This is a genomic window from Rhizobium moroccans (genome assembly GCF_057559155.1).
In genome coordinates, this window is sequence record NZ_JBHFJG010000045.1 from 24,860 (window position 1) to 44,882 (window position 20,023).

At 63.0% G+C, this 20,023-nt stretch carries 20 protein-coding genes and 1 tRNA gene; 7 read left to right on the forward strand and 14 right to left on the reverse strand.

Annotated features, from left to right (window positions below; genetic code table 11):
* Nucleotides 1-7: 7 nt before the first annotated feature.
* Entirely contained in the window at nt 8-2,224 is a 2,217-nt protein-coding gene (locus tag ACE04I_RS20910) for an exopolysaccharide transport family protein (RefSeq protein ID WP_046792799.1), read from the reverse strand.
* Between the two features lie 181 nt (nt 2,225-2,405).
* On the opposite strand from ACE04I_RS20910, the gene ACE04I_RS20915 reads away from it, so the two are divergent.
* The 5 genes from ACE04I_RS20915 to ACE04I_RS20935 all read left to right on the forward strand — a co-directional run bounded on the left by ACE04I_RS20915 (nt 2,406) and on the right by ACE04I_RS20935 (nt 7,401).
* Nucleotides 2,406-2,981 carry a polysaccharide biosynthesis/export family protein gene (locus tag ACE04I_RS20915; protein ID WP_046792800.1) on the forward strand — a complete coding sequence of 192 codons (576 nt, stop codon included), beginning with the start codon at nt 2,406-2,408 and terminating at the stop codon, nt 2,979-2,981.
* 5 nt (nt 2,982-2,986) lie between these two features.
* Nucleotides 2,987-4,159 (forward strand): glycosyltransferase family 4 protein, encoded by a 1,173-nt coding sequence (locus ACE04I_RS20920; protein WP_046792801.1) that lies wholly within the window; start codon nt 2,987-2,989, stop codon nt 4,157-4,159.
* A gap of 98 nt (nt 4,160-4,257) precedes the next feature.
* The gene (locus tag ACE04I_RS20925) at nt 4,258-5,814 is read left to right on the forward strand and encodes an undecaprenyl-phosphate glucose phosphotransferase (protein ID WP_046792802.1); all 1,557 of its coding nucleotides are present in this window, start codon (nt 4,258-4,260) and stop codon (nt 5,812-5,814) included.
* Nucleotides 5,811-7,055: an O-antigen ligase family protein gene (locus tag ACE04I_RS20930; RefSeq protein ID WP_046792803.1), complete on the forward strand. Its 1,245-nt coding sequence runs from the start codon at nt 5,811-5,813 to the stop codon at nt 7,053-7,055. Before ACE04I_RS20925 ends, ACE04I_RS20930 begins: the two co-directional genes overlap by 4 nt.
* A gap of 49 nt (nt 7,056-7,104) precedes the next feature.
* Nucleotides 7,105-7,401: a helix-turn-helix domain-containing protein gene (locus ACE04I_RS20935; protein WP_046793035.1), complete on the forward strand. Its 297-nt coding sequence runs from the start codon at nt 7,105-7,107 to the stop codon at nt 7,399-7,401.
* Nucleotides 7,402-7,483: 82 nt separating this feature from the next.
* On the opposite strand, the gene ACE04I_RS20940 is transcribed toward ACE04I_RS20935, so the two are convergent.
* Nucleotides 7,484-7,660: a hypothetical protein gene (locus tag ACE04I_RS20940; protein WP_156176926.1), complete on the reverse strand. Its 177-nt coding sequence runs from the start codon at nt 7,658-7,660 to the stop codon at nt 7,484-7,486.
* Between ACE04I_RS20940 and ACE04I_RS20945 the strand changes: the two genes are divergently transcribed.
* Nucleotides 7,659-7,988 (forward strand): hypothetical protein, encoded by a 330-nt coding sequence (locus ACE04I_RS20945; protein WP_046792804.1) that lies wholly within the window; start codon nt 7,659-7,661, stop codon nt 7,986-7,988. The two genes, ACE04I_RS20940 and ACE04I_RS20945, sit on opposite strands and share 2 nt — an antisense overlap.
* Nucleotides 7,989-8,158: 170 nt before the next feature.
* On the opposite strand, the gene ACE04I_RS20950 is transcribed toward ACE04I_RS20945, so the two are convergent.
* The 8 genes from ACE04I_RS20950 to ACE04I_RS20985 form a co-directional block, all read right to left on the reverse strand.
* Nucleotides 8,159-8,235 (reverse strand) — tRNA-Pro (locus ACE04I_RS20950).
* 155 nt (nt 8,236-8,390) lie between these two features.
* Nucleotides 8,391-8,879: a BA14K family protein gene (locus tag ACE04I_RS20955; protein WP_046792805.1), complete on the reverse strand. Its 489-nt coding sequence runs from the start codon at nt 8,877-8,879 to the stop codon at nt 8,391-8,393.
* A gap of 107 nt (nt 8,880-8,986) precedes the next feature.
* Complete coding sequence (locus tag ACE04I_RS20960) at nt 8,987-9,523, reverse strand: MerR family transcriptional regulator (RefSeq protein ID WP_046792806.1); 537 nt, start codon at nt 9,521-9,523, stop codon at nt 8,987-8,989.
* Between the two features lie 175 nt (nt 9,524-9,698).
* Nucleotides 9,699-10,034, reverse strand: a complete 336-nt coding sequence (locus tag ACE04I_RS20965; protein WP_046792807.1) for an integration host factor subunit alpha — start codon at nt 10,032-10,034, stop codon at nt 9,699-9,701.
* Between the two features lie 166 nt (nt 10,035-10,200).
* Nucleotides 10,201-11,172, reverse strand: a complete 972-nt coding sequence (locus ACE04I_RS20970) for a beta-ketoacyl-ACP synthase III (protein ID WP_046792808.1) — start codon at nt 11,170-11,172, stop codon at nt 10,201-10,203.
* Between the two features lie 19 nt (nt 11,173-11,191).
* Nucleotides 11,192-12,238 (reverse strand): phosphate acyltransferase PlsX, encoded by a 1,047-nt coding sequence (gene plsX, locus ACE04I_RS20975; RefSeq protein WP_046793036.1) that lies wholly within the window; start codon nt 12,236-12,238, stop codon nt 11,192-11,194.
* Nucleotides 12,239-12,351: 113 nt separating this feature from the next.
* Entirely contained in the window at nt 12,352-12,918 is a 567-nt protein-coding gene (locus tag ACE04I_RS20980) for a YceD family protein (RefSeq protein ID WP_046792809.1), read from the reverse strand.
* 7 nt (nt 12,919-12,925) lie between these two features.
* On the reverse strand, nt 12,926-13,462 hold the full coding sequence (locus ACE04I_RS20985; protein WP_487207585.1) for a ubiquinol-cytochrome C chaperone family protein: 537 nt from the start codon (nt 13,460-13,462) through the stop codon (nt 12,926-12,928).
* 232 nt (nt 13,463-13,694) lie between these two features.
* Between ACE04I_RS20985 and ACE04I_RS20990 the strand changes: the two genes are divergently transcribed.
* A complete protein-coding gene (locus ACE04I_RS20990; RefSeq protein ID WP_046792811.1) occupies nt 13,695-14,210 on the forward strand; it encodes an outer membrane protein assembly factor BamE in 516 nt (171 codons plus the stop codon).
* Between the two features lie 67 nt (nt 14,211-14,277).
* Here the strand turns inward: ACE04I_RS20990 and ACE04I_RS20995 are convergent, their stop codons facing one another.
* The 4 genes from ACE04I_RS20995 to ribH all read right to left on the reverse strand — a co-directional run bounded on the left by ACE04I_RS20995 (nt 14,278) and on the right by ribH (nt 18,761).
* Nucleotides 14,278-16,416 (reverse strand): sodium-translocating pyrophosphatase, encoded by a 2,139-nt coding sequence (locus tag ACE04I_RS20995; protein ID WP_046792812.1) that lies wholly within the window; start codon nt 16,414-16,416, stop codon nt 14,278-14,280.
* Between the two features lie 172 nt (nt 16,417-16,588).
* Nucleotides 16,589-17,806, reverse strand: coding sequence for an MFS transporter (locus ACE04I_RS21000; protein WP_046792813.1), 1,218 nt, complete (start codon nt 17,804-17,806; stop codon nt 16,589-16,591).
* A gap of 15 nt (nt 17,807-17,821) precedes the next feature.
* On the reverse strand, nt 17,822-18,301 hold the full coding sequence (nusB, locus tag ACE04I_RS21005) for a transcription antitermination factor NusB (RefSeq protein WP_046793037.1): 480 nt from the start codon (nt 18,299-18,301) through the stop codon (nt 17,822-17,824).
* Between the two features lie 4 nt (nt 18,302-18,305).
* Nucleotides 18,306-18,761 carry a 6,7-dimethyl-8-ribityllumazine synthase gene (ribH, locus tag ACE04I_RS21010; protein WP_046792814.1) on the reverse strand — a complete coding sequence of 152 codons (456 nt, stop codon included), beginning with the start codon at nt 18,759-18,761 and terminating at the stop codon, nt 18,306-18,308.
* Nucleotides 18,762-20,023 lie beyond the last annotated feature (1,262 nt).

A 20,023-nucleotide genomic window follows, 5' to 3' on the forward strand; every position in this document is an offset into this window, starting at 1 on the left:
GAGGGGATCAGGCGGCGGCATTCCGTCCCGCGCTGGGCGAGCGGCCTTCGCCGAGGCCGGACATCACGAGCAGGTTGCGGTAGCCCGCCTCCTCGAACCTGCCGACCAGGGCGGCGATATCGGCCTCCTCGAATTCCGGCACCGACAGGATGACCTCGGCCGATTGCGCCCGCGTCAGGCGTGAAAGTCCCGACATCTCGGCGGGGCCGCATTCCACCAGCACCAGGTCATAAGCATCGCAGAGCGCATCGACGATCATGGTCAGCCTGTCCGCGCCGCGCATGGCGCGGCCGGCATCCGCCGTTCCATGCGGTATGACATGCGCATCCGAAAGGCGATCGCGATGAATGGCGTCGCCGAAAGCCGTTTCCCCGCAGAGAAGATCGGTAATGCCCGGCAGGCGGGCGCTCTCCGCCATCAGCCGTGTCGGGCATGCCGAACCGGTCATGTCGAGCAGCACGACGGTACGGCCGCTTTCCGCCACGTCACGGGCAAGCATCACGGTTGCGGTCGAGCCGCTGTCACCGGCCGGAGACACGGCGATTGCGAGCGGAATATCGTAGCGCAGCAGATATTGGGAGACCGAGCGGATGGAGAAAGCCGCATCCTCCTCCTTGTCCTCCTGTCCGGCCTCCTGCCTGGCCTGCTCTTCCTCGGCACTCTCCTCCACTTCGGGGGAAACCGGGTCGCCCGCGCCTGTCTCGCCGGCACCGGCAATCTCCTGATGATCAAAATGGGCTGCCGCCTGCACCGGCTCGGGCTGCGTCACGACGGGCGCGGCATTCGCCGCCCCGATTGCCGGCGCGATTTCCACTGTCTCCTCGTCCTCCGAGGGGCGCAGGGCACGACCGGAGAAAAGCTCGCGGAGCATTGCGACGATGGCGCCGATGATGAGCGTTGCGAGCGCCACGACGATCACGATCGGCCCGACCTTGGGGAAATAGGGTTCGGAAGGCTCGACCGCGCTCGAAACGATGCGGGCATCGGCGGGGCTCGAATTACGATCGAGTTGGGAGGCCGCCTCGCGATAGCGCGCCAGATAGGTTTCCAGAAGCTGGCGCTGCGCGGCCGCTTCGCGCTCCAGGGCGCGCAAGCCTACCTCTTCTTCCCCAGCCCTTGCGGAATCCGCCTTCAGCCCGTTGAGCTGCTGGATCAATTGCTGCTCGCGCAGCCGCGCGACTTCTGCCTCGCTGTTCAGGCTTCCGAGAATCTTCTGGGTCTCGCTCTCGATCTGCCGGCGAATGCCCGCAAGTTGCGCGCGAAGACCCTTCAGGCGGGGATGATTTTCGAGTAGAGCCGTCGATTGGTCCGAAACCTGCGCCTGGAGATTGGCCTCCGCCTCCTTCAGGCGCTGGATGACCTGCGATCCCACCACATCGCCCAGCGTATCGCTATCGCGGCCCGCCTCGAGTGCCGCGCGCACGTTCTCCGCCCTCGCCTCGGCATTGGCGCGCTCCGCCCGCACGCGGGCAAGCTCGGTGGAAATGTCGTTCAACTGCTGGGCGGAGAAGCTGCTCGTCTCCGTGGTCTGGAAGAGGCCCGCGGAAGAACGGTAGTCCGCCACCTTCTTTTCCGCCTCGCGCACCTTTTCAGTGAGGCTGGCGATCTCGGGCTCCAGCCAGCGGGCGGTTTCCGAATGGGTGTCCAGCTTGGCGCCGCTCTGCAGGGAAAGATAGACGTCGGCCATCTTGTTCGGAATGGCGGCGGCAAGTTTCGGGTCATGCGAGGAAAACTCGATCGCGATCACGCGCGAGTTCTCGACGGGATAGACTTCCAGCTTCTCCCGGAAGGCCTTCAGCACCCTCTCCTCCGGCGCCAGCTCCAGGGGATTCTGCTGCAGGCCGAGCAGCACCAACGGGTTGGGCAGCATGGATTGCGCGTCCGGATCGAACTCCTTCAGCTCATGGAGCTTCAAGTCCCTGGCGACCTCCTTGATGAGATCGGTCGACTGCAAGAGCTGCGCCTGGCTGGTGACGTTCAATGCATCGAGCACCGGGTCGTTGGCGCTTGCCGGCGTCTCAGTGCCGGAAAGATTAGGCGAACGGGATTCGATCAGGATGCGCGTTTCGCCGCGATAGCTGGGGGGCGCTAGACTTGCCCCCACGAATGCCAGACCTGCGGCAAGCACCGTCGAGCCGAGAATTCTGCCCCTGCGCTCCCAGACCGCTGAAAACAGCCGCCCGAGATCGATGTCCATGTCCTGATTGCCCGCCAAGCCCGACATGCCATGCTCCAACTGGTAGATTTCCACGAAGTGTAAAACATCGTGGTAACGCGAGGGTTAATGGCGTCTATCGCCCGCTTCACCCGGAAAATTCGGAAATCCGCGCCGTGCCTTTACCGGGCATTAACCCTAACGGAACGATAACAGCCGCATATGCTTGCCCAGCCGGAGCTTTGAGCAAATGCCGTTGGCCCGTCCGAACCATGTGATCGCGCTTGCGTTTGCAGTCGCTGCCACCGCGCTTGCCGGCTGCACCACCTATCGCCCGGCGCCCAAGGCCTTCCACGAGGCGACGATCCAGCCCTATCGCCTCGATAGCGGCGACCGTCTTCGCGTCAACGTGTTCGAGCAGCCGGGGCTCAGCAATACCTATACCGTGGATCAGGCCGGCTACGTCTCCTTCCCGCTGATCGGGCGCGTCGCCGCCCGCGGCCAGACGCTCACCGCCCTTGAAGGCGCGATCGCGGCCAAGCTCAAGCAGGGCTACCTGCGCGATCCCGACGTCACCATAGAGGTCGACCGCTACCGGCCCGTCTTCGTGATGGGCGAGGTCGGCCGCCCCGGACAGTATTCCTACGTGCCGGGAATGACCGCGCAGAACGCCATCGCGATTGCCGGTGGCTTCACACCGCGCGGCAATCAGCAGGATGTCGACGTCACCCGCAAGATCAACGGGGAGATCATCACCGGACGTACCGCGATCTCCAGCCCCGTCCTTGCGGGCGATACGATCTACATCCGCGAGCGGCTGTTCTGAATGCCATGGCGGACGATGGCGCCCTGCGGATCATTCACTGCTTCAGATCGCCCGTCGGCGGAATTTTCCGGCATGTGCGCGACCTCGTCGAGGAACATCGCGCGGCCGGCCACGAGGTCGGCGTCATCTGCGACAGCTCGACCGGCGGGGCGCACGAGGACCGGCTGTTCGACGGCATCCGGCCGCTCCTCTCGCTCGGCCTCGTCCGCATCCCGATCCGGCGCGCGATCGTGCCTTCGGACCTCGCGGTCATCTTCAACAGTTACAGACACATCAAGAGCTTGCAGCCGGATATCCTGCACGGGCACGGCGCCAAGGGTGGCGCGCTTGCTCGGCTGATCGGCTCAACCCTGCGGGTCAACAGGTATCGCGTAGCCCGCCTCTATTCGCCCCATGGGGGCAGCCTGCATTTCACCCGGTCCAGCCTCTCCGGCCGGGCCGTGCTGGGATTGGAACGCCTCCAGGAGCGTCTGACCGACAGCCTCGTCTTCGTCTGCGACTACGAGCGGCGCGCTTACGAGGAAAAGGTCGGCCGGCCCCGCACGCAGTCCCGCGTCATCCTGAACGGCATCCAGGATGACGAATTCGAAACCGTGGGCGTCGGTCCCGATGCGGCGGATTTCCTCTATATCGGCATGCTGCGCGACCTGAAGGGACCGGACATCTTCATCGACGCCTTTGCCCGCACCGAGCGCGCCGTCGGTCGGCCGCTTTCGGCGCTCATGATCGGAGACGGGCCGGACCGCGACCGCTACCAGGCGATGATGACTGAGCGGGGCCTGAGCCGCCGTATCCGGATGCTGCCGGCCATGCCGGCGCGCGCGGCGTTTTCCATGGCAAGGATCGTCGTCGTGCCATCGCGGGCCGAGGCCATGCCCTATATCGTGCTGGAGGCGCTCGCCGCAGGCAAGCCGCTGATCGCCTCGCGCGTCGGCGGAATACCGGAAATCCTGGGAGCGGACAGCGCTGCACTCGCCGTACCCGGCGACGCGCAGGACCTTTCCGGCATCATGGCAAGCGCGCTGACGACGCCCGGCTGGCGGGAGCGCGTGATGCCGAAACCGGAAGATTTCAAGGCGGCGTTCTCCGCCTCGGTGATGGCTCGCGAACTCCTCGACCTGTACCGGAATCTTCTCGCGCGCCCGGCGAGCGGGCGGGCGGGAGAAATCGTTTCTTAGCATCTTTCTGCTACCGGGTATTCCTGCGGAACCTTCAGGAAGGGCTCCGACGCGCTCTGTTGCGCGTCCCATCACGCATGGGCAGGAGGACCGAGGCGATGAACCAGCTTGGAAAATCCGATCAGTTCGACGTGGAATCCCTGCGCCGGCAGGCTTCCGAGATTCGTCCGAACGAGCCGGGACACCAGGCCGTCCAGAGCGCCGTGGAGCTCAATCCGCTGGCCCGGCAGATCGCCGAACAGTTCCGCGACAATAGCTATTCCCCGGCCATGCTGATCGGGCAACTCCGCCTCTTGGACTTCGCGTCGCTTCTGGCCATCGGGCTTTTGGTCGGCACGCTGTCGGTGCCGGACCCGGCCGAGAATTTCCTCCCCCGCTTTGCCGTTATCGCCTTCGGCGCGGCTCTGGTCGTGCTTCTTCTCCAGCTTGCCGATGCCTATCAGATCCCGATGCTGAGGGCGGCCCGCCGCACGATGGTCCGCGTCCTCACCTGCTGGGCGCTCGGCCTCATCGCAACGCTCGGCATCCTCTACCTGGTCGCCGGGGAATCCCACACTGCAGGCGGCGCCATCGCCTGGCTTGCGGCCGGCGGCCTCTTCCTGCTCGCCGAACGCCAGCTCCTCGCCTTCGGCATCCGCCACTGGGGGCGAAACGGGGTGATGGAGCGCCGCGCCGTCATCATCGGCGGCGGCGAACCCGCCAAGCAGCTCGTCCGGGCACTCGAACAGCAGGCCGATAACGACATCCGCATCTGCGGCATCTTCGACGACCGCCGCAGCGAGCGTTCGCCCAAGGTCGTTGCCGGTTATCCGAAGCTCGGCACGTTTGCGGAACTGGTCGAATTCGCCCGGTTGGCCCGCATCGACATGCTCATCATCGCCCTTCCCGCCACCGCGGAGGCGCGCATCCTCGAGCTTCTGAGGAAGCTGTGGGTGCTGCCGGTGGACATCCGCCTCGCCGCCCATACGAACCGCCTGCGCTTCCGGCCCCGCTCCTACTCGCATGTCGGCGCCGTGCCGATGTTCGACATCTTCGACAAGCCCATCCGCGATTGGGATTCGGTCGCCAAGCGCGCCTTCGACATCACCTTCGCGCTGTTCGCCCTCGTTCTGCTCTGGCCGCTAATAATTGCCGCGGCGATCGCCGTGAAGGCGACCTCCAAGGGGCCGATCCTCTTCCGCCAGAAGCGCCATGGCTTCAACAACGAAGTCATCGAGATCCTGAAATTCCGCTCCATGTATACCGACATGAGCGACCAGACCGCGGTGAAGGCGGTCACCAAGGGCGACCCGCGCGTCACGCCGGTCGGCCGCTTCCTGCGCAAATCCTCTGTCGACGAACTGCCGCAGCTCCTCAACGTGCTGCGCGGCGAGCTTTCGCTCGTCGGCCCCCGTCCCCACGCCGTCCAGGCACAGACCGGCAATCGCAAATATGTCGACGTGGTGGAGAGCTATTTCGCCCGTCACCGGGTCAAGCCGGGCGTTACCGGCTGGGCGCAGATCAACGGCCTGCGCGGCGAGCTGGACAGCGACGAGAAGATCAGGGCGCGCACCGCCTATGATCTCGACTATATCGAGAACTGGTCGCTCTTCTTCGACCTCAAGATACTCTTCCTGACGCCGATCCGCCTCCTCAACACGGAAAACGCCTATTGAGCGCGGTCACCCACGATCTTTCCGGCCCGCTCAGAGGACGGCGCTCCGCCGCCCGCCTGGCCGGCTCGGCCATGATCGCTTTCGGCGTATTCCTCTCCGGCTTCGTGATGTCGGAGCCGGCGCCCTACGAGCTGATGATGGTGGCGCAGATCGCCGTCTGGTTCCTGCTGGGCTTAAGGATTTCCCGCACCGTCGCGCCGCTGCTGGCGCTTCTCCTGATCTTCAATATCGGCGGCCTGCTCTCCATGCTGGTCATGAAGGATATGAGCGGCGCGCCGATGTATTTCGCCGTCTCGACCTTCCTGGCACTCACCTCGGTATTCTATGCGGCAGTCGTCGAGGATGATCCCGAGCGGCTTGTCCTCATCTTCAAGGCTTGGGTCGCCGCTGCGATCATCACGGCCATGCTCGGCATTCTCGGCTATTTCCACGCCTTTCCGGGCGCTGCCGTCTTCACGCGCTATGACCGCGCCATGGGCGCTTTCGAAGACCCGAACGTCTTCGGCCCCTATCTGGTCGCGCCGCTCCTCTACCTGCTTTACCGGCTGCTTACGGGCAGACTGAGGCAGGCGCCGTTTCTCATCCTCGGCCTTCTGGTTCTGGCGCTCGGCATCTTCCTTTCCTTCTCGCGCGCGGCCTGGGGGCTGCTCGCCTTTTCCGGCGCGGCGCTGGTCCTGCTCATGCTGCTGAAGGAGCGCAGCGGCGCCTTCCGCCTGAAGATCCTGGCGCTTTCGATCGGCGCATTCGTGCTTCTCGCGCTGGCGCTCCTCATCGCGCTGCAGTTCGACCAGGTCTCGGATCTTTTCCTTAACCGGGCCCGGCTGGTGCAGGAATATGACGGCGCGCGGCTGGGACGCTTCGAACGGCACAAGATCGGCTTCCTGATGGCGATGGAGCGCCCGCTCGGTCTCGGGCCGATGGTGCTCGGCCAGATGTTCGGCGAGGACGAGCACAATATCTGGCTGAAATCGCTGACCACCTATGGCTGGCTCGGCTTCGTGACCTATGTCGGACTGATCGTCTGGACGCTCTCGATGGGCTTCCGCTACCTGCTGCGCGAACGGCCGTGGCAACCCTATCTGATGATCGCCTGGGTGATGATCCTCGGCCATGCCCTGATCGGTAACGTCATCGATACAGACCACTGGCGGCATTTCTACCTGCTGCTCGGCGTGCTCTGGGGATGCTGCGCGCTTGAACACCGGCGCCAGCGCGCAAAGCGCCTCGCCTCCCCCGCATGAGCCGCCGCGCGGCCTTGACTTCGGGCCACCTCGCTCCAAATTTTTCAATATGCTGACGGTTTCGCAACTGCGCGCCGCGCGCGCCATGACCGGGATGACGGTGGAAGAACTCGCTTCCGCGACCGGCCTTTCCGTTTCCACCATCACGGTAGCCGAAGCATCTCCAGGCCCCTTCGCCGATGCAGCCGTCACCGACAGACTGCGCGGCATATTCGAGGCCAGGGGCGTGCTCTTCCTTGCCGCCGGCGAGGAGAATGCCGGCGCCGGCCCCGGATTGCGCCTGCGCAGCCGCTTCGAGGACGAGGGTATCCGCCCGCAGAACCTCAACGCGGCCAACGACGGATAGCGTCGCTGCCAACCTCTACTCAAAGTAAAGCGGATTGTTTCCGATCAGGGATCGGATATTGCCGAACGCCTGTTCTTTTCCCTCAATGCGGCGACATCAACAAGTTTTCCATGCCTTCACGCAACGTGAAAGCATAACTTCCGCCTTTTTCTTCGAAATCCTGCCGTAAGCGGAACGTTTCCTTTCCAGGATGATTGATCCGCCAGGGATAATTCTGCGCAGCGCGGGCACCCGCGCCGCGCCCATGGAGGATAGACATGAAGAAGCCTCTCATTTCCACGAGCCTCATCTCGGCCCTCGCGTTCGGCGCATTGGGCATCGGCATCGCGCCGGTATCTGCCCAGGATTTCGAGCTGCGCATCGGCCCCGACGGCGTGCGCCCGATGATCCGCGATCGCGATCGTGATCGCGACTACGATCGAGGCGGCTGCAGCCCGCGCGCGGCTCGTGCGGCCGCCCGGGACGAAGGTTTCCGCAATCCCGAAGTCGTCCGTGCGACCCGCCGCAGCATAACGGTTGAAGGTTTCACCCGGAATGGTCCCGACAGGATCACCTTCGCCAACCGCCGCGGCTGCCCGGAAATCTAGGATAGTAACGATCGATACGCGAAGCCCCGCCAGTGGCGGGGCTTTTCACATGTCAGCATGAATGAATCATGGGCCGGATATCGCCCCACGAAATGGGAGCATCCCGATTACGTCGATCGCCCGAGTATCGAATGAAGAGAATGAACTGACTGAGAATTCAAGGAGATAAATGGTCGGGGCGACTGGACTCGAACCAGCGACCCCTTGACCCCCAGTCAAGTGCGCTACCGGGCTGCGCTACGCCCCGACCAGCTTCATGCGAAGCACGCCTTCAATACTGACATGCATCTGTCTGCGCAAGGGGAAAAATGGGGCGTCCTTGGGAATGAGTTCCCGCAGGAAAGCCGTATTCCGGCCGAAGCGAAAATCCCCGCCTTTCGGGCGGGGATTTCGTTTGCTGTATCACCGATACGGCGAGTAGCACTGGCGTCGCGGACCGTTATAGGGCTGGAACGTATTGTCGTAAGGCCTATAGGACCGATAGCGCGAATAGCACCAGTTGACGTGCGCGCTGCCTCCGCCCGAGTAGCGGGGTGCGGGCGCATAGCGCGGCTGCGCAAGCGCGCCGCCGATGATGGCGCCGGCTGCAAATCCACCGAGCGCCGCACCGAAGTTCGAACGGTCACGGTGACGCCGCCAGCGACGGTCGTCACGCCAATAACGGCGGTCGCTGCGCCAATGACGGCGGTCGCCGCGCCAGTGGCGGTCACGATTGCGCCAGTAACGGCGGTCGCCATATTCCAGGCCGCCGCCACGGTTAATGTATTGGGCGTTCACCACATCGGAGGTCTGCGCCCTGGATACGGCGGAAACCGTTGGAAAGGCCTGCGCCGGCACGACGCCGGTGAAGCCAGTCACCACCGATACCAGTATGATTGCAAGCTTTTTCATGTTTCCACACCTCTTTGTGCCTACCTGTTAAGTAAGACAGATATTCCTAGGTTCCACCTGAACCCGAGGTGAATGGTAAATTTAGCGTGTATTCAGGCAGAAAGGGCCTATCGCACCTGATCGAGAAGCCGCTTGCATTCGAGAAGATCGAAGAGCGCTTCCTGCAACAAGGCCTGGTCTTCCTTGCCAATACTCGACTTGCCAACGGAAATCTCCGGGGTTTCCCCATCGCCGGAGGAGCCGAAACCGAAGAAACGGCCGCTCGGCTTCACCTTCGGCCGGCCGACGATCTGGTCGTCCTCGGCGCCGCCGATCTTCGGATCCACATGCTTGTCGTTGCTTGCGGCCATCAGCGCTTCCATGGTGGCCACATCGCCGGAAGCGATCGCGGCGACGAACTTGTTGCCGTTCGTCTTCAGAAGCTTCTGCACGCCCTTGATGGTATAGCCGTGGTCGTAGAGCAGATGCCGGATGCCCTTCAGCAGGTCGACATCCTCGGGCCGGTAATAACGCCGCCCGCCCCCGCGCTTCATCGGCTTGATCTGCGGGAAGCGGGTCTCCCAGAAACGCAGCACATGCTGCGGCAGATCGAGGTCCTCGGCGACCTCGCTGATGGTTCGGAAAGCGTCCGGGCTCTTGTCCAAGTCTCAACTCTCCCAGAGGTCCATTGCCGCTGCGCGGAACATCGCTGCTACCGACGCAAGACCAAGCTTTGGCAATTATGCTACGAATCGAACATATCTCAACGGCTTACACCGTCAGATTCAAGCATATTCACAGGAAGTGTGGAGAAGTAAGGCAGCCGGGCGAAAAATCCGGTCAGGCGGCGGGGCTCGCCCTCTGCTTGATCTTGCGCGCGGTGTGAGCCTTGAGGATGCGGTTTTTAAGGACGTTCGAGGCCTTGAAGGTCATCACCCGACGCGGAGAGATCGGCACTTCCTCGCCAGTCTTGGGGTTGCGGCCGATGCGTTCGTTTTTCGAGCGGACCTGGAAGGTCGCGAAGGAGGAAAGCTTGACGGTTTCCCCGCGCACGATGGCATTGCATATCTCGTCGATGACCGTCTCGACGAGTTCGGCTGATTCCGTCCGCGAAAGCCCGACCTTGCGAAATACAGACTCCGCCAAGTCTGCCCTTGTTACTGTCTTGCCGGCCATGACTCCGCCCTGTCTTGAAAATTCATCCTATCAAAGCCGGCTGAGAGTATTTTGCTTGGCCGCCAGGGTCAAGCTCTTGTCCTGATCGATTAATTCCACTTTGGACGAGTGCCCTAAGATCCGTACTCAATCAGGATTTGGAGCGTGGTATGAGGGGAAATCACTCTTACCAGCGGACGAGCATCGCCCCCCAGGTGAAGCCGCCGCCCATGGCTTCCAGCATCACCAGATCGCCCTTCTTTATGCGCCCGTCGGCAAGCGCCACGGAAAGCGCGAGCGGGATGGAGGCGGCCGAAGTGTTGCCGTGCTGATCGACGGTGACGACCACCTTCTCGAGCGGAATTGCGAGCTTCTTGGCGGAGCCGTCGATGATGCGGCGGTTGGCCTGATGCGGCACCAGCCAATCGAGATCGTCGGCCGTCGTGCCGGTGGATGCGAAGGCAGCCTCGATCACGTCGGTGATCATGCCGACCGCGTGCTTGAAAACCTCGCGGCCTTCCATGCGCAGGTGGCCGACCGTGCCGGTGCTGGAAGGCCCGCCGTCCACATAGAGCTTTTCCTTGTGGCTGCCGTCGGAGCGCAGATGCGCGGTCAGTATGCCGCGGTCGGCATTGGTGCCCTCGCCTTCGGAAGCTTCGAGCACCAGGGCGCCGGCGCCATCGCCGAACAGCACGCAGGTGGTGCGGTCCTCCCAGTCGAGGATGCGCGAGAAGGTCTCGGCGCCGATCACCAGGGCGCGCTTCGCAAGACCTGCGCGAAGATGGGCATCGGCGGTCGCCATGGCGTAGACGAAGCCGGTGCAGACCGCCTGCATGTCGAAGGCATAGCCATGGGTCATGCCGAGCCGGTTCTGGATATCGACGGCCGTCGCCGGAAAGGTGTTGTCGGGCGTAGAGGTCGCCACCAGCACGAGATCGATATCGTCCGGCGTAAGTCCGGCATTATCGAGTGCCGCGCGCGCCGCAGCGGCGCCGAGCGAGGCCGTCGTCTCCCCCTCGCCCGCGATATAGCGCTGGCGGATACCGGTGCGCTGGACGATCCATTCGTCCGAGGTGTCCACGAGGCTTTCAAGCTCCCGGTTGGACATCACCCGCTTGGGGAGCGCCGCCCCATAACCACGAACCACTGAACGGATCATTCTGCTTCACATCCCATCGTCATGCCGCTTCCGGACCAGCCGGCGGCTGGTGTCGGGCATGATAAATCTTCAAATCCTGCACGATCTTCGCATTGAGGTCGTTGCGCGCCATATCATAGCCGGTATCGATCGCAGCCGCGAAGCCATCGGTATTGGCGCCGCCATGGCTCTTGATGACGATACCGTTCAACCCCAGGAAGACGCCGCCATTGACCTTGTTCGGGTCCATCTTCTCGCGCAGCCGGTCGAATGCGCTCTTGGCCAGCAGATAACCGAGCCTGGCCGCCCAGGTGCGGGACATAGACTCACGCAGAAGCTGGGCGATCTGACGGGCGGTACCCTCCGAGGCCTTGAGCGCAATATTGCCGGTAAAGCCTTCTGTCACCACGACGTCGACCGTTCCCCTGCCGATATCGTCGCCCTCGACAAAGCCGTGATAGGCGATAGTCGGCAGGTTGGCCTCGCGGATGAGCCGGCCGGCCTCCTTGACCTCTTCCTGACCCTTCACTTCCTCGACGCCGACATTCAGAAGGCCGACGGTGGGACGCTCGATCTCGAAGAGAGAGCGGGCCATGGCGCCGCCCATCAGCGCGAAATCGAGGAGCTGCTGGCTGTCGGCGCCGATCGTCGCGCCGACGTCGAGCACGATGCTCTCGCCCTTCAGCGTCGGCCAGATGCCGGCGATCGCCGGACGTTCGATATTGGCCATGGTGCGCAGACAGAACTTGGCCATGGCCATCAGCGCGCCGGTATTGCCGGCGGAAACGACGACGTCCGCCTCACCCAGCTTCACCGCCTCTATCGCGCGCCACATGGTCGAGACGTAGCGGCCCCGGCGAAGCGCCGCACTCGGCTTCTCGTCCATCCGGACGGCAAGCTCGCATTCGTGGAAAACCGATTTTTCCCTGAGCTTCGGGTATTTCGCCAGAAGCGGCTCGCACTCCGCCTTAAGCCCGTAGATGATGAATCTCACATCCGGGTGGCGTTCCAATGCCTTGGCAGCGCCGGGAATGACGACCTCGGGACCATAATCGCCGCCCATGGCATCGAGAGATATTCTGATCACGCGTCCCTGATCCTTGTGGTCCGCCGAAGACAGGGCGTCTTCGGCGAAATGGAGGCCAAAATACTGGTTCTGCGGCCGCTTACAACCCAATCATGTCGAATTGGCAACCGTCTTCATTCCTTTTTCCAGTCCTTAAGGACGGCGAAGGGCGATGGCCGTTTCGTGGTTTCTCCGGCATCTCCTTCAAGATGGGGCGAAAACTCGACATCGGACTTGCGCGGATAGGGATCAATCGCGAGCGCCGCAAACTCCGCCACGACGGCACCGGCATCGATCGTATCGCCGGAGAAGGTTTCCGGCAGGTCCGGGCCATCGGGATCGATCAGCATTTCGGCCGTCTCTCCGGTCACGATCCGCGCGAGCTTGGAATCCTCGGGAACGAAAATCTGCTCGAAGTGCTCATCGAGCCTGGCTTCCACCGGCTCCAGCGTCACCACGCAGGACTGCACGATATCGGCTTCCACCCTGCCCTTGATGCGGATGCCGTCCTTTTTCCAGCGAACGACCTGCAGGTCCGCCTTCAGCGACTTCACCGAAACCACCTGCCAGAGCTTGGCAAGCCCCTCCAGTTCGCGCTCGTTCGCCTCGACGTGAACGCTGACCGGATTGGCGGAGATGTGCCCCACCTTCACGGAATAGGAAAAGGGGGGCTTTTCATCCCCATCATGCCTCGTCTTCATGAGAACCTCACATTCCCGGCTGCGGCAGGGCCGCCGCGCCTCGGGAAATTTCGTCTTCGGAAACCGCGACAAGCGCCGTCTCCGCCTTCATCATCCAGTCCGCGAGCCCGCGCATGTCCGGCGCCGCTTGCATATCCGGATGGATATTGCGCCGCAGGGCCGCCGCGAGCGCCTCGCGATCTTCGGCCTCCAGCGTCGCCGCATAGGATTCCAGCCGGCCGTAGAACATGCCCGCGAGCTTCTTCATGCGTTTCGGCACGCCCTGGTCGCCGATGCCAAGTTCGCGGATCGAATGGTCGATATCCTGGAAAAAGGCGTCGACGATTTCCTGAGCCAGCTCCTGACCGCTCACGCCCGATTTCGCCGTGCGGCGGAAAAACAGGATCATGACGATCGACAACATCTCGTAACGTCCCATCACCGTGTCCGGAACATCGAGATCGCTATAGAAGAAAGGAGCCCGGGCCAGCGATGTCAAGGTCGCGTATTGCCGGTCAACGATGGCGCGATTGTGGTTTTTCTTCTTCAATAGGCCGAAGATCATGGGAATTCTCTGGGTTGCCACTCGGATTCGGCTCTGCCGCGTTGCATGGAAACGAAAGCTGGTTTACCGAAGCAGGCGCGAATTGCAATGCCGTTCCGCCGCGGTCCGCTAAGACCGGAGCTTGCCGCAGGCGCGAATTCTCCGGTTCCCGGCGCGCCCGTGTCCCCGGAATAGCCACAATGGTATGAGCAGCAGGAAAACCGGCAACCGGTCGGTCTAGTGAAATTGGGGGATGTCGTTGAAGAAGCGGGTTTTCGGGTCTGACATGAAATTCTTGAGCAAAACCGCAGCCGCCGTCGTCGTGATGTCCGTGGCAGTCGCTGGCTGCAACAGCATGAACATCGGCGAGACGATGTATAACGGCTACGTCATCGACCAGGAGTCGCTGGCACTCATCCCCGAGGGTTCGAGCCGCGAACAGGTGCTGCTCACCATGGGAACGCCCTCGACGACTGCGACCTTCGATTCCGAGGTCTTCTACTACATCTCGCAGAAGCGCCAGAAGATCGCTGCCTTCGCCAAGCCGAGGCTGGTGGAGCAGAATGTCGTGGCGATCTACTTCAACAAGGACGGCGTGGTCGAGCGCCGCGCCAATTACACCCTCCAGGACGGCAAGGTCTTCGATACGATCTCGCGCACCACGCCGACCGGCGGCAGGGATCTCACCTTCCTGCAGCAGCTTCTGTCGGGCGGTGCGGCAAGCGGCGCCAATGCGGCGCGCAGCCTCTTCCAGAATCTCGGGCGGTAACTCCGCCGATTCGAAAAGCCCGCGGAGAGAGATCTCCGCGGGCTTTTGCCTGTCCGGTTCAGCCGTATCAGTGAGCGAGAACGGCTAGCAGCAGCAAGGCCACGATATTGGTGATCTTGATCGCCGGGTTGACGGCGGGGCCGGCGGTATCCTTGTAGGGATCGCCCACCGTATCGCCCGTGACGGAAGCCTTGTGGGCCTCGGACCCCTTCATGTGCCGGGTCCCGTCCTTGTCGACGAAACCATCCTCGAAGCTCTTCTTGGCATTGTCCCAGGCGCCGCCGCCCGAGGTCATGGAGATCGCCACGAAGAGGCCGTTGACGATGACGCCGAGCAGCGAAGCGCCGAGCGCGGCGAAGGCCGACGCCTTCGAACCCGAGATCGCGAGCACGCCGAAATAGACGACGATCGGCGCCAGCACCGGCAGAAGCGAGGGCAGGACCATCTCGCGGATCGCAGCCTTGGTCAGCAGGTCGACGGCCTTGCCGTAATCCGGACGCTCGCGGCCTTCCATGATGCCCGGTTTTTCGCGGAACTGCCTGCGCACCTCTTCCACGATCGAGCCGGCCGCCCTGCCTACCGCTGTCATCGCGATGCCGCCGAAGAGATAGGGGATGAGACCGCCGAAGATGAGGCCAGCGACGACATAAGGGTTGGAGAGGCTGAAGGAGATTTCGCCGATGCCGGCGAAATACGGGTAACGATCGCCATTGGCGGCGAAATAGCTCAAGTCGTTGGAATAGGCAGCGAAGAGCACCAGAGCGCCGAGACCGGCGGAGCCGATCGCATAGCCCTTGGTCACGGCCTTGGTCGTATTGCCGACCGCATCGAGCGCATCGGTGGACTTGCGGACCTCGGACGGCATTCCCGACATTTCGGCGATGCCGCCGGCATTGTCTGTCACCGGGCCGAAGGCGTCGAGCGCGACGATCATGCCCGCCAGACCGAGCATGGCGGTGACCGCGATAGCCGTGCCGAACAGGCCGCCGAGCTGATAGGTCGAGATGATGCCGCCGACGATGACGATCGCCGGCAGCGCCGTCGATTCCAGCGAAACGGCAAGCCCCTGGATGACGTTGGTGCCGTGGCCGGTGACGGAGGCCTGGGCGATGGAATTGACCGGCCGTTTCCCGGTTCCCGTGTAGTATTCGGTGATGACGACGATCAGGGCCGTCACCACGAGGCCGAGCAGGCCGCAGAGGAAGAGGCTGGTGCCGGTGACCTCCATGCCCGCCACATTGCCGATCGTACCCCAGCCGACGGTCAGGGAGGTTGCCGCGGCAAGGCCGAGGATCGACAGGAGGCCGGTGACGATGAGGCCCTTGTAGAGAGCACCCATGATCGAGTTGTTGGAGCCGAGCTTCACGAAGAAGGTGCCGATGATGGAGGTGACGATGCAGGCGCCGCAGATCGCCAGCGGATAGAGCATGGTGCTTTCAAGCACAGGCGCGCCGGCAAAGAAGATCGCCGCGAGCACCATGGTGGCGACCACGGTCACGGCATAAGTCTCGAACAGGTCGGCCGCCATGCCGGCGCAATCGCCGACATTGTCGCCCACGTTATCGGCGATGGTTGCCGGGTTACGCGGGTCATCCTCCGGGATGCCGGCCTCCACCTTGCCGACCAGATCGCCGCCGACATCCGCACCCTTGGTGAAGATGCCGCCGCCGAGGCGGGCGAAGATCGAGATCAGCGAAGCGCCGAAGCCGAGCGCCACGAGGGAATCGATAACCTCGCGCGAGCCGCCCTCGTAGCCGAAACCCGCTGTCAGGATCAGGTAGTAGATGGAGACGCCGAGGAGCGCGAGACCCGCAACCAGGAGGCCGGTGATGGCACCGGACTTGAAGGCGATGTCGAGACCCGCGGAGAGGCTCTGCGATGCCGCCTGCGCCGTGCGAACATTCGCGCGGACCGAAACATGCATTCCGATGAACCCGGCCGCGCCGGAAAGCAGCGCGCCGATCATGAAGCCCAGGGCCGCCGTGCCCGACAGCAGAAACCAGGTCGCCACGGCAACCACAGCGCCGACGATCGCGATCGTCATGTATTGACGCGTCAGATAGGCCTGGGCCCCCTCGCGGATATAGCCCGCGATCTCCTGCATGCGCTGATTGCCCTGATCAGCGGCGAGAACCGCCTGCGTTGCCCATACTGCATAGATGATCGCCAGCAAGCCGCAAACGATCACACCCAGAATTACGGTCATTCGCTTTTCCTCTCTCCCAGATAAGACCGGCTAAGAACACCCCCGCCGGCCGCGCGTGACGGCAAACCGCCTCCCCTCCCAAGGAGTTTACGGCTTGCCGAGCGAGGCGAGATTGCGGTGGAGATGAATTGGCGTCAAGCCCCGGCGGGAACAAGACCCGAGGAACGGCCGGTCAGATCGCCTTTGCAGGCCCCCTGCGGATGAGGAGCAGGACGAGGATGAGGCAGACAATCGTCACCGGCCAGATGACCAGATTGATGAACGACCACCCATAGGCGATGAAAATCTTGCCGGACGAAAAAGACGACAGGGCGACGGTGCCGAACAGAACGATATCGTGGAACCCCTGCACCTTGTCCGCTTCATGCGGGCGATAGCTGGACGCGACGATCGCGGTAGAGCCGATGAAGCCGAAATTCCAGCCAACACCCAGAAGCACGAGAGACAACCAGAAATTCCACAATTCGACGCCCATATGGGCCACGACGGCGCAAGCCATGAGGATGACGAGGCCCGCGGCAACCACCTTTTCCGCGCTGAAACGGGTAATGAGCATGCCGGTGAAGAAACTCGGACCAAACATGGCGAGCACGTGCCACTGGATGCCGAGCGTCGCCATCTCGGTCGGGAAACCGCAGCCGATCACCATCGCAAGCGGCGCGCCGGTCATGACGAAGGTCATCAGCGCATAGGTGCATATGCCGCAGATCATGCCGATCATGAAGCGCTGGGTCAGCACGATTTCACCCAGCGGCCGGGCGGGTTGAGCGTGGGCAGATGAGGTAGAGGGCTTCGGCAACTTCAGAAATGTCAGGATACCGAAGGCGACAATGCAAAGCGGGATGATTGCCAGGAAGGCACCGGCGAAGGTCACGGGCGCCAGGAGGTCCTTGGCCCAGATGGCGATCTGCGGGCCGAGCACTGCGGAAACGACGCCGGCACCGAGGATCCAGGAGATCGCCTTCGGCTTATAGGAGGAAGGCGACGCATCCGCCGCTGCAAACCGAATCTTCTGGGTAAAGCCTGCGCAGGTACCGATCAGGATGAGTGCGGCAACGAACAGCCAGAAATCGCCGCGCAGCAGGGCGATCGCGGCGACCGCTCCGCCAAGCACGCCGATCACGCTGCCGAGCATGAAGGCCTGCTTGCGGCCGAGCCAGCGCGATGCGATCGCGATCGCCACCGCACCGCAGGCGGTGCCGACGTTGAATCCGGTGATCGGCGCGGTCGCAAGCGACTTGTCTTCGGCGAGAAGCTGGTATCCGGCAAGCGAACCAAGAGAAATGGAGAGCGGCGCGATCGAGCCCAAAATCGCCTGAGCGCCAGCAAGAAGCGCGACACTGCGCCGGGCGGTCCGCATCTGCATTTGAAGATCCAGCCCAGCGTCCATGTCTTTCACCTCAGGCTACTTCTTCGCTTCGCCGCGTACCTGCTTGGCGATGCGGTCGAGAACGGCGTTGACGATGCGCGGCGGCTCCTCTTCGAAGAAGGCGCGGGCGATCTCGACATATTCGGTGACGATGACGGCGACCGGCACGTCCTTGCGCTCCAGGATTTCGAACGTGCCGGCGCGCAGGATGGCGCGCAGCGTCGAATCGAGGCGCGACAGCGGCCAATCCTCCTGCAGCGATGAGCGGATCAGCGGGTCGATCTTCGTCTGATCACGCACGACGCCCGAGACGATCGAGCGGAACCAGGCGGCATCCGCCTTCAGATAGGTATCGCCGTCGAGTTCCTGGCCAAGCCGGTGCGCTTCGTATTCGGCCACGACTTCCAGGACGCCGGTCCCGCCGACGTCCATCTGGTAGAGCGCCTGCACGGCGGCAAGGCGTGCCGCTCCGCGCTGATTGGCCGTTCTGACCGGCTGTTCCGGGTCCTTCGCCATTTTCTCAACCACCATTCAACTTCTCGCGCAGCGCGATCATCGTCAGCGCGGCGCGGGCGGCGAAGCCGCCCTTGTCCTTATCCGAGCGGCGGGCGCGCGCCCAGGCCTGCTCGTCGTTCTCGACCGTCAGAATGCCGTTGCCGATCGGCAGAGATTCCGAAACCGCCAGATCCATCAGCGCGCGGGAGGATTCGTTGGCGACGATCTCGAAATGATAGGTCTCGCCGCGAATGACCATGCCGAGCGCGACGAAGCCATGATACTCCGTTCCGCCCTCTTCCGCCGCATCGAGCGCCATGGCGATCGCGGGCGGGATTTCCAGCGCGCCGGGAACGGTCACCACGTCATAGGTCGCACCGGCTTCTTCGAGCGCGGCGGTCGCGCCTTCGAGCAGCGCGTCGGCCATGTCGTCATAGAAGCGAGCCTCGACGATCAGGAGATGGGGCTTTGTAGCGGGCATGGGTGTTCCTGGTGATAGACGGCCAACGGGCCCTTGAAATGCCGGGTCAAACCATGACGCGCGACGGAAGGCAAGTGTTTTTAACCCTCAGGTCCTCGGATCGCGCTTCGCTTTCCTCGGGTCAGGCCCGAGGACGAGGATGTCCTCGGGTCTCACTACGTTCGCCCGAGGATGACGAGTAGACGGACTCCTGCCTTGCCCTCGGGTCAAGCCCGAGGGTGACGAGTGGACGGACTCCTCTCTTGGCGATCCTCGGTTTCTTTCTTTCGTCATCCTCGGATGATCCTCGGGTTTAACCCGAGGACGAGGATCGGCCGGGACACGTCGTGTGCCTCGTATTGAATTTTATAGGTGACACGCGACGTGTCCCGTTCGGTGTGTTTTTCCGCGCAACTCCGGTCCCTCTGCGGCGGCCCATATGTTGTTGATTATTAGCCGGGCCGGGTTGTGTGCGACACACGCACGCCCCGCCGTTTCTCAGGCGAGAGGGAGACCATTTTCTGCGCAGCCCCTGACGCCCCGCCTGCATCAACGGCGGATCGAAAGGGCACCGGCCCCATCTCGCCGGCGATGCTTGACCGGTGCAGCCGAAACAGGACCGGGAGATTATGGAGCGGATTTGGAGAGCGGGGACGGAGAAATGGGTAAGTTATTGAAATATCGGGAAAGAGGTGCCGGATCATCCCCACTTGAACGAAGAGAACGGCTTGTTTGTGCGGTAGATCCTCGGGACAAGCCCGAGGATGACGAACCTTGAGGTTCTGCAAAAGGTGCCAAACTCGAGGTCGTGCCTTGGGGTACACCCAGCAGTACCGCTCTCGGTGTGGTCTCCAGTGATCCTGGCCTCAGTGATACCGTCCTCGGCGGCTGATCGGGGCACCCTTGCTCGAACCTTCTCTTTCGTCATCCTCGGGCTTGTCCCGAGGATCCAAGCACAAACAACAATCATGAGACGGCAATGGTCCTCTCCGTGGCAAACTCCCTCCGATCTTCCTCGTCAGAGGGAGATGCCGTCGGAGATGACGGAGGGATAACAGCTCCGCAAAATCAGCCTGTGTGTGTCGAGGCACCCCCTCTGCCCTGCCGGGCATCTCCCCCTCAAGGGGGGATCGATATACCGCGCTGCCGCCGTTCACCCTCGCCCCGGGGAGAGGGTGCGCCGAGCGAAGCGGAGGCGGGGGTGAGAGACACGCAAATGAACGCCGGCCCCGATTAAAATCGACCGTATGGAAGGGCAAGTCTTGTTGCCGATGCCGGCGAGT